This is a genomic window from Dialister sp. CAG:357, from assembly GCF_000435155.1.
Taxonomy (GTDB): Bacteria; Bacillota; Negativicutes; order Veillonellales; family Dialisteraceae; genus Dialister; species Dialister hominis.
Window position 1 is genome coordinate 1 of sequence record NZ_FR896483.1, and the last position, 11,143, is coordinate 11,143.

Annotated in this window: 12 protein-coding genes; 4 read left to right on the plus strand and 8 right to left on the minus strand. The window is 52.1% G+C overall.

The features are described 5' to 3' along the window. The 5 genes from M3200_RS09180 to M3200_RS09200 all read right to left on the minus strand — a co-directional run. The coding region (locus tag M3200_RS09180) for a GTP-binding protein (protein ID WP_288178270.1) at window positions 1-232 on the minus strand (232 nt) is incomplete at its 3' end. Window positions 233-251: 19 nt separating this feature from the next. Next, window positions 252-2,330 carry an elongation factor G gene (gene fusA, locus M3200_RS09185; RefSeq protein ID WP_022383226.1) on the minus strand — a complete coding sequence of 693 codons (2,079 nt, stop codon included), beginning with the start codon at window positions 2,328-2,330 and terminating at the stop codon, window positions 252-254. A gap of 20 nt (window positions 2,331-2,350) precedes the next feature. Next, a complete protein-coding gene (gene rpsG / locus M3200_RS09190; protein WP_022383227.1) occupies window positions 2,351-2,821 on the minus strand; it encodes a 30S ribosomal protein S7 in 471 nt (156 codons plus the stop codon). A 54-nt stretch (window positions 2,822-2,875) separates the two neighbouring features. Continuing rightward, window positions 2,876-3,250 (minus strand): 30S ribosomal protein S12, encoded by a 375-nt coding sequence (rpsL, locus tag M3200_RS09195; RefSeq protein WP_022383228.1) that lies wholly within the window; start codon window positions 3,248-3,250, stop codon window positions 2,876-2,878. Window positions 3,251-3,317: 67 nt separating this feature from the next. After that, window positions 3,318-3,569: a L7Ae/L30e/S12e/Gadd45 family ribosomal protein gene (locus M3200_RS09200; protein ID WP_022383229.1), complete on the minus strand. Its 252-nt coding sequence runs from the start codon at window positions 3,567-3,569 to the stop codon at window positions 3,318-3,320. A gap of 326 nt (window positions 3,570-3,895) precedes the next feature. Between M3200_RS09200 and M3200_RS09205 the strand changes: the two genes are divergently transcribed. From M3200_RS09205 to M3200_RS09220, 4 genes are all read left to right on the plus strand, one after another. Further along, on the plus strand, window positions 3,896-4,453 hold the full coding sequence (locus tag M3200_RS09205) for an LOG family protein (RefSeq protein ID WP_022383231.1): 558 nt from the start codon (window positions 3,896-3,898) through the stop codon (window positions 4,451-4,453). Between the two features lie 72 nt (window positions 4,454-4,525). Further along, window positions 4,526-5,260 (plus strand): hypothetical protein, encoded by a 735-nt coding sequence (locus M3200_RS09210; RefSeq protein WP_022383232.1) that lies wholly within the window; start codon window positions 4,526-4,528, stop codon window positions 5,258-5,260. Between the two features lie 7 nt (window positions 5,261-5,267). Then, window positions 5,268-5,855: an exonuclease domain-containing protein gene (locus M3200_RS09215; protein ID WP_022383233.1), complete on the plus strand. Its 588-nt coding sequence runs from the start codon at window positions 5,268-5,270 to the stop codon at window positions 5,853-5,855. 12 nt (window positions 5,856-5,867) lie between these two features. Then, entirely contained in the window at window positions 5,868-6,320 is a 453-nt protein-coding gene (locus M3200_RS09220; protein ID WP_022383234.1) for a methylated-DNA--[protein]-cysteine S-methyltransferase, read from the plus strand. A gap of 438 nt (window positions 6,321-6,758) precedes the next feature. On the opposite strand, the gene M3200_RS09225 is transcribed toward M3200_RS09220, so the two are convergent. The 3 genes from M3200_RS09225 to M3200_RS09235 all read right to left on the minus strand — a co-directional run. Next, window positions 6,759-7,457, minus strand: coding sequence for an HAD hydrolase-like protein (locus tag M3200_RS09225; RefSeq protein ID WP_022383235.1), 699 nt, complete (start codon window positions 7,455-7,457; stop codon window positions 6,759-6,761). A 70-nt stretch (window positions 7,458-7,527) separates the two neighbouring features. Further along, window positions 7,528-8,181 carry a TetR/AcrR family transcriptional regulator gene (locus M3200_RS09230; protein WP_022383236.1) on the minus strand — a complete coding sequence of 218 codons (654 nt, stop codon included), beginning with the start codon at window positions 8,179-8,181 and terminating at the stop codon, window positions 7,528-7,530. After that, the coding region (locus tag M3200_RS09235) for an acyl-CoA dehydratase activase-related protein (RefSeq protein WP_288178271.1) at window positions 8,178-11,143 on the minus strand (2,966 nt) is incomplete at its 5' end. The genes M3200_RS09230 and M3200_RS09235, both read right to left, overlap by 4 nt.

An 11,143-nucleotide genomic window follows, 5' to 3' on the forward strand; every position in this document is an offset into this window, starting at 1 on the left:
CGTAGTGGCGGGTTTCGGTTTCGTATTCAACGGTGGAGGTGTTGATTGTGATACCACGAGCTCTTTCTTCCGGTGCTTTATCGATGGAAGCGTAGTCGAGGAAGTTTGCTTTGCCTTCTTCAGCCAGAACTTTGGTGATAGCAGCGGTCAGGGTTGTTTTACCATGATCGACGTGGCCGATGGTGCCGATGTTAACATGCGGCTTTGTTCTTTCGTAATGTGCTTTAGCCATTGTAAGATTTCTCCTTTAATTATTTGTTTCCGAGTCTTTCTTCAGTAATCTGCTGGGAAATAGCTTTCGGAACTTCTTCATAATGATCGAATGTCATGGTGAAGGTACCGCGGCCCTGTGTGGAGCTGCGGAGGCCTGTTGCGTAGCCGAACATTTCGGACAGCGGAACGAAGCCTTTGATTCTGGATTCGCCGTTTTCTGTTTCCATGCCTTCAATACGTCCGCGACGGGAGTTGAGGCCGCCGATAACGTCGCCCATGTAATCTTCCGGAACGTCAACTTCAACGCTCATGTATGGTTCGAGGAGGACAGGATCTGCCTTCTTAGCGCCATCTTTGAACGCCATGGAGCCTGCAACCTTGAATGCCATTTCGGAGGAGTCGACATCATGATAGGAACCGTCATAAACGGTAACTTTGATATCAACCATCGGATATCCAGCTACAACGCCGTCCTGCATAGCAGCTTCGACGCCGGTCTGAATCGGGTTGATGAATTCCTTAGGAATAACGCCGCCGACAACTGCGTTTTCGAAGGTGAAGCCTTTGCCAGCTTCCTGCGGTTCGAGACGCAGCCAGCAGTGACCGTACTGACCATGACCACCGGTCTGACGAATGAATTTGCCTTCGGATTCGACGGACTTGCGGATGGTTTCGCGGTAAGCTACCTGCGGCTTGCCTACGGTGCATTCAACGTTGAATTCACGTCTCATGCGGTCAACGATGATGTCCAGATGGAGTTCGCCCATGCCGGAGATGATCGTCTGGTTGGATTCTGGATCTGTATGTACTCTGAATGTCGGATCTTCTTCAGCCAGTCTCTGGAGAGCATTGCCCATCTTTTCCTGGTCTGCTTTGGTCTTCGGTTCAACAGCAACGGAAATAACCGGTTCCGGGAATTCCATTTTTTCAAGGATAATCGGATGATCTACATCACAGAGTGTATCGCCTGTGGTTACATCCTTGAAGCCTACAGCTGCAGCGATATCGCCGGTGTAAGCTACGTCGATTTCCTTACGGTGGTTAGCATGCATGAGGAGGATACGGCCTACGCGTTCCTTCTTGCCCTTTGTGGAGTTGAGGATGTAGGTGCCCTGATGCATTTCGCCGGAGTATACGCGGAAATATGCGAGTTTGCCAACGAATGGGTCAGCCATGATCTTGAATGCAAGAGCAGAAAGCGGAGCATTGTCGTCTACCGAGCGTTCATCTGGTTCTCCGTCGAGGCTTGTGCCTTTAACCGGCGGGATGTCCAGCGGGGACGGGAGGTAGTCGAGGACTGCGTCCAGCAGGAGCTGGATGCCTTTGTTCTTGTATGCGGATCCGCAGAATACCGGGAACAGTGCGCAGTCAAGAACCTGCTTACGGATGGAAGCTTTGATTTCGTCGATGGTCAGTTCCTGGCCGTCGAGGTATTTTTCCATCAGTTCATCGCTGCCTTCAGCAGCAACTTCGCAGATCTTGTCGCGGAGTTCTTCAGCCTGATCTCTCAGGTCTTCCGGGATTTCTTCTACATGGATGTTCTGTCCAAGGTCGTCTTCATACATTTCAGCCTTCATTGTCAGCAGGTCGATGATGCCTTTGAAGGTATCCTGCTTGCCGATTGGAAGCTGCATTGGAATTGCCTTAGCATGAAGGCGGATATCCATGGTTTTTACTGCATGGAGGAAGTCAGCGCCTACGGTATCCATCTTGTTGATGAATGCAATACGCGGAACACGATAGTGATCTGCCTGTCTCCATACGGTTTCGGACTGGGTCTGGACGCCGTCTTTAGCGCTGAATACAGCTACGGAACCGTCGAGTACGCGCAGGGAACGTTCAACTTCTACTGTGAAGTCTACGTGCCCTGGGGTGTCGATGATGTTGACTCTGTAACCTTTCCAGTGGCAGGTGGTAGCAGCAGACGTAATTGTGATGCCGCGTTCCTGTTCCTGTACCATCCAGTCCATGGTAGCAGCGCCATCATGAACTTCCCCGATCTTATGGTTTACACCGGTATAAAACAGGATACGTTCCGTGGTTGTTGTCTTGCCGGCATCGATATGAGCCATGATGCCGATGTTTCTTGTTTTTTCAAGCGGAAATTCTCTGCCCACGATTGTTACTCCTTCTTATATTACCAGCGATAATGAGCGAAAGCCTTGTTAGCTTCTGCCATTTTATGTGTATCTTCTTTCTTCTTTACAGCTGCGCCCGTATTGTTGTAAGCGTCCATCAGTTCACCTGCAAGACGTTCCTGCATTGTACGTTCGCTGCGCTGACGAGCATAGCTGACCATCCAGCGGATGCCCAGAGTCAGACGGCGGTCTGCTCTTACTTCAACCGGTACCTGGTAGTTAGCGCCGCCTACACGACGAGCACGAACTTCGAGGACTGGCATTACATTATTGAGCGCCTGTTCGAAAATTTCGATTGGTTCTTTATCAAGTTTGCTCTGGCAGATGTCGAATGCACCGTAAACGATGGATTCTGCTACACCCTTCTTGCCGTCAAGCATAACTCTGTTGATGAAACGGGTAACGATCTTGTTCCCATACACGGGATCCGGAAGAACGTCACGTTTCGGAACAGCACCTTTTCTCGGCATTGTTAATTTCCTCCTTTAAAGTAGTTCATTGATCACATTATGATTCGTTTCAAATTATTTCTTGTCGCGTTTAGCGCCGTATTTAGAACGGCCCTGCTGACGTCCGGATACACCTACGGTATCGAGAGCGCCGCGGATAATGTGGTAACGAACACCTGGAAGATCCTTAACACGGCCGCCTCTGATGAGGACGACGCTGTGTTCCTGCAGGTTATGGCCTTCGCCCGGAATGTAAGCAGAAACTTCGATTCCGTTGGTCAGGCGTACACGTGCTACTTTACGAAGAGCAGAGTTTGGCTTCTTCGGTGTAGCTGTGTAAACTCTTGTGCAGACACCACGTTTCTGTGGGGACTGTTTCAGAGCCGGGGTCTTCGCTTTGGTAGCCAGAGTCTGGCGGCCTTTACGAACCAGCTGATTGATTGTCGGCAAAATGGGCACCTCCTTTCCATAAAGGGAAATTTATAATTGATCCTCCGGAGCATAGCCCCGATGGATATTACCGGGATTTGAGAACGGCAGCGGAAGCGGCTTTTACCTTGATCCCGCACGCGCGGCCGATTTCTTTCTTCGTGAATCCCTGTTCCACAGGAATTCCTGACGACTGGCAGGCCTCCATCAATGGACGGGAAATGCGCTCGTCACAGTCCGATGCGATAAATACGCATGCGGCTTCCTGCTTTTCGACGGCCCGCTCCGTTTCTTTCATTCCTACAACAAAAGCTGCTGATTTCAATTCTTCCAGTGTCATTCATTCTCACCTGCTTTACAGCACACTAAATCCACGCAACATTGGAATTATAACATTCCTTCTATCCGATGTCAACATTTCCCATAGCGAATTTTTCCCGTGTTTATGCAGAACTTTTTTACCACGTGTCCTCGCGTACCATAGCCTTGAAAATGCCCGTTTCACGGGACTGGCGGCATGCTCTTTTTCCATCAGGAAATAAGAATGTACAAAACATTCCCAAATTCTCCTCTTCATTTTATTTTTATTTTTCAAAAATTTTTCATAAGAAGAATGAAAAACCATCCTATGATACAATAGGAAAAGCGTTAAGAAAGGAACTCATTATGAAACTGGAAAATATCGTCATATACTGCGGCTCGCACTTCGGAGCCGAACTCTCCTATGCATCCTTTGCCGGAGAACTCGCTGAAGCCATTGCCAAGAGCGGCCGCACCATCACATACGGCGGCGGCACTGTCGGCCTCATGGGCATCGTCGCTGACGCAGCCATGGCAGCAGGCGGCAAAGTCATCGGCGTCATTCCCGAAGTCTTCATCCTGAAGGAACAGGCACACCGCGGCATCACAGAGCTCATCGAAGTCCCCGACATGGTCGAAAGAAAGAAAATCATGATAGGATCCGGCCATGCCTTCATCGCCCTTCCCGGAGGCCCTGGCACGCTGGAGGAATTCTCCGATACCATCAGCCACCTGCGCATTTACGGAGAAGGGAAACGTCCGCCCGTCATCATTGCGAACGTCGACGGCTTCTACGATCCCCTCCTCTCCCTCATCAATGCATGGGAAGAAGAAGGCTTCATGGAAGAAGGCGACCGCGATAACATTTTCATCTGCAGCAGCGTCGATGAAATCATGAAAGTCATTTCCGACCACGAAATCTGATTTCCATTCCTTATATATAGAGCGGATGGGAATGGTATAATAATAAAGCAAACTCAATTTGGGAGGTACAACATGAAAGTCACAGCAGACGATCGTCTTTTTGAAGAAATCCCCGGCCTTTGCATCGGCATCATTGCCCTTCGTGCAGCCGACAACCGCGGACTGAACCGCGAAGCAGAACTCTTCCGCCGCAGATGCTGCACGGAGGCCAACCTGCTCCTGAAAATGAACCCCGGCATGGCAGATGGAGACATCGCATCCTACCAGAAAGCTTTTGAAACCCTTGGCGAAGAAGGAAAATCTTCTGCCCTTGAAACTGTCATCCGCGAATACAAGAAAGGCCTTGGCATCGCTGAGGAAGAAGAAACGGACGACGACATTGAAATCCTTACCGCACCGAAGCAGGCATCCATGGATGAACTGGCAGGCTCGGACATTCTCCCCCGCGTCAATCCGGTCATGGACATGGTCCGCGGCGGCATGCTGAAATTCCACGTCGACATCCATGCCTACGATATGGGAAGAAATGACGACGTCCTCAGGATCGAACGCACCGAAAACGGCGCACGCGTCACCCTGGGAGACAAAGTCTCTGAAAACGCTTGGCTGACTGACGGCGAAGAAGCAGGCGCCGTCAACGAAGACTCTGAAAACATCCTCGTCCTCATCACAGGATTCGGGGAAAGCCGCAAAAAGGTCGCTGTTGCAAGAAATGAACTTGCCCGCCGCCTGAAATCCGCCTTTGACCGCTCCGTCGAAGTAGGCTGGATCGAAGCCAGCCCGCATGAATTCACCTCGGCTATCTGAGGCATCCATGAAATATATTGCACTTGACTTTGAAACGGCGTACTGGGGCCCCGCCAATGCCTGCTCGCTTGGAATCGTCACAAGCGACGGACACGAAGTCATCGATGAATGGTACCATCTCATTCATCCGCTCAGCCTGAACTTCGATGAAGGCTGCTCGAAAATCAACGGCATCTATCCGGAAGACGTCATCGACGAGGACGAATTTCCCTACTTCTGGAAGGACATCGCCATGCGCCTTGAGGGCGGCATCGTCTTTGCCCACAACGCGCGCTTCGATATGGGCGTCCTTGCTTCTGCCATTGATACATACCAGCTTCCCGACATCCACTTCCGCTACGGCGACACCGTCGTCCTTTCCAGAAAGCTCTGGGCGGACCTGCCGAACCATAAGCTGAACACCGTCGCCGAAGAGCTGGGTTTCACATTCAACCATCATCAGGAGTTAGATGATGCAAGAGCCTGCGAATACATCGTAAGGAGCGCCATCGAAAAGACCGGCGCACCCGATGCGGAAGCCCTCATGAAAATGACCGGCCAGCAGCTGAAGCGCTTCGCCATCAAGCGCGGCGCCAAACGCCTTCTTGCACCGTGAAAGGAGATCCCTATGATATCCTGTATCCTTGCCGTCCCGTGCGGCCATCTGAAACTGACAGAAGAAAACGGATTCATCACTGCATGTGACTGGACAGAGGAAGCACCCTTCCCTGCCGAGACCGCGCTTCTTAAAAAAGCAGAAAAGGAACTGGAGGAATACTTCAAGGGAAAAAGGAAGACCTTCGACCTTCCCGTGCAGCCCAAAGGAACTGCCTTTGAGAAGGACGTGTGGAGCGTACTTGAAAAGATTCCTTACGGACATCTCATGACTTACGGGGAAATCGCCAAGGAAATCGGCCGCCCCAAAGCCTCCCGCGCCGTAGGAAATGCCTGCGGCAAGAATCCCGTCTGCGTCATCATCCCCTGCCACAGAGTCGTAGGGAAAAATAATGACGGCGGTTATTCTAACGGCATGAAGTACAAGTATGCCCTATGGAAAGAAGAAGGAATTGAGAGGAAATAAAGAAGGGGCTGTGACAAAATTCGTTAAAACGCTGCTTTTTCCTTTTCTCGAGCGAAGCGAGGTTTAAGGGTGTTAACCTTGCTCCGAAGGAGAAGGTCCCGGCGAAGCCGGGGAATACAGTAGTTCTCGAGTGAAGCGAGGTTTTGTAGTTTTCAGACAGAACCAATAAATACACATGTTGGATAATCCTCTAATGGAATATTCCAATAGAAAAAAGGCTGTGGCAAAATGATTACACATTTTGTCACAGCCCCTTTTTTGTGTGGGGATATGGGATTGGGGAACAGGCAAACTTAGCGCATAAACGATTGATGGAGCAAAACCAAACAACCAGCCTTCGGCTGAGGTAATCAACCCTATCCGCCCTTCGGGCACCTTCCCCGTCTGGGAAGGCGAGTATTTCGCCATCTGGGGACATCACACAGTTTCCTGATTCCTTTATCTCTCTCCGCGAAGGAGGAGTTTTCTCAGGTCTTCTACTGTGTCGGCTACTTTTTCTGCGCCGGCTTCTTCGAGTTCCTGTCTGCTGCCGTATCCGTAAGCGACGCCTACGCTGGGGAGGCTGTTGGCTTTGGCGCCCAGGATGTCGTAGTTTGTGTCGCCAATCATGACGGTCCTGCCCGCCAGACTTTCTGCATTTCCATTACCGGAAAGCTGGCCCATGGCTTTGTGGATGATTTCTGCTTTCTGGCCGCGGCTGGCTTTCTTGGTGAGTTCGTCGCCGATGCCGCTTCCGCAGATGACGTCGAAGGCGTCGGTGAAGCCGAAGCGGTCGATGATTTTTCTTACGAAGGGTTCCGGCTTGCTCGATGCGACGGCGAGGACTTTTCCTTCCTTCTTGAGATCATAGAGAAGGTCTCCGATGCCGTCATAGGCTTCGCAGTCATAGAGTCCGCCTTCGTCTTCATACAGTTTCCTAAAGGCAGTGACGGCGGTGACGATCTGCTCGTCGGTCATGCCGTAGAGTTTTTTCATCTGCACATTGAGAGGCGGGCCGATGAAGCTGTGGAGCTTTTCTGCATCTTCTTCATGAATGCCTGCCTGATCGAGGCCGTACTTTACGGCTTTGACGATGCCCGGAGCGGATTCGGAAATCGTTCCGTCCAGGTCGAAGAAGTAGTAATTGTAAGAGTCCATGGCTCTCCTTTCAGGGAATAAAAGGGCTCCCGGCTTTGTACCGGGAGTCTCTTTTTATGGTTTTCTGTTTTTATTTTACACCGTGCATGATTTCTTTCAAGTATTCTTTCTTCTCGTTCTTCTCTTCTGCATTGTCCAGAAGGATGTCTACATAGCGGCTCAGCGTATCGGAGTCGGTGTAGTTGGAGATGAAGGAATCGGCCTTGTTGCTTTCCAGAATGATCGGGAATTCAACGGCGGAGAAAATCTGCATGGCTTTGAGATCCAGATCAGCGGGATCGGTGTATCCGGTAATCTCAGCGATATTCCGGATGACCTTGCTCCAGCACTGGCTGTGCAGAAGTGACAAGTAAATGAAGTACGTATCCTTGGCATCGTCGCTGGAAGGATTGGAGATGGAGCGAAAAAGTGCCGGGTGCTGGCGGGCGAGATGGAAATAGGCGATGATGTACTTCTTCAGCCTTTCCTTCGCCGAGAGCCTCGTATCGTCCAGGTATGCGACGATATTTTCCAGATTGCCCATCATGTATTCCAAAGCGCAGCCGATCAACTCTTCCTTCGACCCGAAGTAATAACGGACCGAAGCGATATTGACGTCTGCCTCTTTGGCGATCGAGCGGACGGTCGCCTTCTTGAAGCCTTCCTGCTGAAGAATCTTCACTGTAGCGGCGATCATCTTCTCGCGGACTTTTTCTCCTTTTCCAGTCAGTTTTCTATCACTCATAATGCAGTTCCCTTTCTCAAACTTACGGTCTTTCTGACGAAGGAGAGATCATCCTTGGATTCGCTCTTCTCGGTCAGAGCGCTTATCATCAGTTTCAAGCGGTTTGCCTGGTTGACTTCACTGGCACTGGCATCGCAGTCGAGAGCCAGGAATACGGCTTCCGGATACGCGGAGTGCAGTTTGTGGACCATGCCTTCACCGGTGATATGGTTCGGCAGGCAGGCAAATGGCTGCAGGCAGACGACGCCGCGGCATTCATGATACAGAAGATCGATCATGTCGGCGGTGAGGAACCAGCCTTCGCCGGCGCGGTTGCCAAGCGACAGGTACTGGGATGCTCTCTTGGCCATCTTCTCGATGCTTGTGATTTCATGGAAGCGTTTGGAATTCTTCACTGCCTTTTCCAGCGGCTTTCTGTACCATTCCAGGACGTAGCGGGAGAAGGTATCCTTCAGGTCTTCCCTCATGGAGCCGTCCATGAACTTTCTCTGGAAATGGCTGTCGAGAGAACCGTAGAGGAAGAAGTCAAGCATGCCGCTCGTTTCGGCTTCCCCGCCGTTCGCTTCGATTGCATGGACGATATCGTTGGATGCGATCGGGCTGAACTTGACGTAAATTTCACCGACGATGCCGATTCTCGGACGGCGCGGGCTGTCGTTGAGCGGCAGGCGGTCGAAGTCCTTGATGATATTGGCAAGGTTTTTCTTGTACTTGCGGAAGGATTCACCCTTGAGGATGGATTCGCAGCAGCGGTTCTGCCAGTCGCGGCAGAGGATTTCCGCGCTGCCCGGTGTCAGTTCATACGGACGTGTGCGGTAGAGGCACTGCTGCAGGGCATCGCCGTAAATGACTGCCTGTACAAGGTTCGTTGCCAGGGACAGCGAGAACTTGAAGCCAGGCTGCGGTTCAAAGCCCTGTGTGTTCAGGGAAATGACCGGAATCTGGGACAGGCCTGCTTCATCAAGCGCCTTGTGGATGAATCCGATATAGTTCGAAGCACGGCACATGCCGCCCGTCTGGGACATCATGAGCGCGGTGCGGTTCAGGTCATATTCGCCCGATTTCAGTGCGCGCATGAGGGAGCCGATCGTGATGATGGCCGGGTAGCAGGCATCATTGTTGACCGAAGCCAGCCCTTCATCGATATCCGCGCGGACCGGGGAAAGGACTTTGACATTATAGCCGGCAGCCCTTGCAGCAGCCTGGATGATCGGGAAGTGGATCGGGGACATTTCAGGAACGAGGATCGTGTAATCCTTGTCGTTCTTCATTTCCTCGGTAAACTCAGCCCTCGCATAATGGATTTCCGGCACATGATCGCTGTCCTGGATTCTTTCCTGGATAGCGGCCTTCAGCGAACGGAGACGGATACGGACAGCGCCGAGGTTCAAGCTCTGGTCGATCTTGAGGCAGGTGTAGAGACGGTCTCTCTTGCTCATGATTTCCTGTACCTGATCGGTAACGACGGCATCAAGGCCGCAGCCGAAGGAGTTCAGTTCGACGAGCTCAAGATCCGGATGGCGTGTGACGTATTCAGCTGCCTTGTACAGACGGCTGTGCCAGGTCCACTGGTTCATGACACGCAGATTCGGGAATTCGCCGCCCACCATGGATACGCCGTCTTCGGAAAGGACAGCCATGCCCAGCTGGTTGATGAGGTCAGGAATCGAATGGTTGACCGTCGGGTCGACATGGTACGGACGGCCTGCCAGCACGATGCCGATCAGGTGCTTGTCATGGATTTCCTTCAGAATGCGTTCTGTCTCATCGCGGAGCGATTTCCTGTATGCCTCTTCCGCCATTTCGCCTGCATTCATGGCAGCTTTGAGTTCATCGCCGGAAATGCCCATCGGCTTGAAGAATTCTTTCAGGCGGCCGTAGAGCTGCTTGGGCGCATGGAGCGGAAGGAACGGATGGTAGAATGTAGTCTTATATTTGGAGAGGACTTCGTCCATATTGGCCTGGATGTTTTCCGGATACGAAGCGACCATCGGGCAGTTGTAGCTGTTCGTGCTGCCTTCGACCGGGCCCTTGTCGATGCACGGGTACCAGATGAAATCCGGATGGTGCTTGGCAAGGTCATAGACATGCGCATGGGCAAGCTTGGCCGGGAAGCATTCGGAATACGAAGGAATCGTTTCCATCGCTTCGGTCGGGATGTCACGCAGCTGTTCGCTGGATGTGACGACACGGTAGCCGAGCTTCGTGAAGAAAGCATGCCAGTACGGGAAATCTTCGTACATGTTCATTGTACGCGGAATGCCGACGGTGCCTCTCTTGGCCTGGCCCGGTGTCAGGGACTTCCTGTGCCAGATCTCGTCGTACTTCCAGCGGTAAATATTCGGGAGCGTGGAATGTGGTGCGCTCTTGCCGGTCAGCATGATAGCGGTGCCTCTCTCGCAGCGGTTGCCGGAAACGAAGGCACGTCCGTCGCTGAAGCGGGTAATCGTAACCATGCAGTGGTTGCCGCAGCCCGGGCAGCGTTTCATTTCATTCGTGAGTGACAGGCTCTTCAGCTTTTCAGGGGTGACGAGCGAGGTCACATGGCCTTCCGGACATTTATCTTTCGTAATCAGCGCAATACCGTAAGCGCCCATCAGCCCTGCGACATCCGGACGGATGACATGGCAGCCGAGGAGCAGTTCCAGTGCGCGGAGGACGGCATCATTATAGAACGTACCGCCCTGGACGACGACCTTATTGCCAAGATCAGCCGCAGTACGCAGGCGGATGACTTTGTACAGCGCATTCTTGATGACAGAATAGGAAAGGCCGGCAGAAATGTCTGCGACCGATACACCGTTCTTCTGCGCTTCACGGACACGGGAGTTCATGAAGACCGTGCAGCGGGAGCCCAGGTCGACCGGGTGCCTGGCTGTCAGAGCGATGCGTGCAAATTCCTTGACGTCCATGCCAAGGGACTGTGCAAATGTATCGAGGAAGGAACCGCAGCCGGAAGAGC

Coding starts and splice junctions, on each gene's coding strand:
- rpsG (WP_022383227.1), bottom strand. CDS start 2,821: ATGCCGAGAAAAGGTGCTGTTCCGAAACGTGACGTTCTTCCGGATCCC.
- M3200_RS09200 (WP_022383229.1), bottom strand. CDS start 3,569: ATGACACTGGAAGAATTGAAATCAGCAGCTTTTGTTGTAGGAATGAAA.
- M3200_RS09205 (WP_022383231.1), top strand. CDS start 3,896: ATGAAACTGGAAAATATCGTCATATACTGCGGCTCGCACTTCGGAGCC.
- M3200_RS09210 (WP_022383232.1), top strand. CDS start 4,526: ATGAAAGTCACAGCAGACGATCGTCTTTTTGAAGAAATCCCCGGCCTT.
- M3200_RS09215 (WP_022383233.1), top strand. CDS start 5,268: ATGAAATATATTGCACTTGACTTTGAAACGGCGTACTGGGGCCCCGCC.
- M3200_RS09220 (WP_022383234.1), top strand. CDS start 5,868: ATGATATCCTGTATCCTTGCCGTCCCGTGCGGCCATCTGAAACTGACA.
- M3200_RS09225 (WP_022383235.1), bottom strand. CDS start 7,457: ATGGACTCTTACAATTACTACTTCTTCGACCTGGACGGAACGATTTCC.
- M3200_RS09230 (WP_022383236.1), bottom strand. CDS start 8,181: ATGAGTGATAGAAAACTGACTGGAAAAGGAGAAAAAGTCCGCGAGAAG.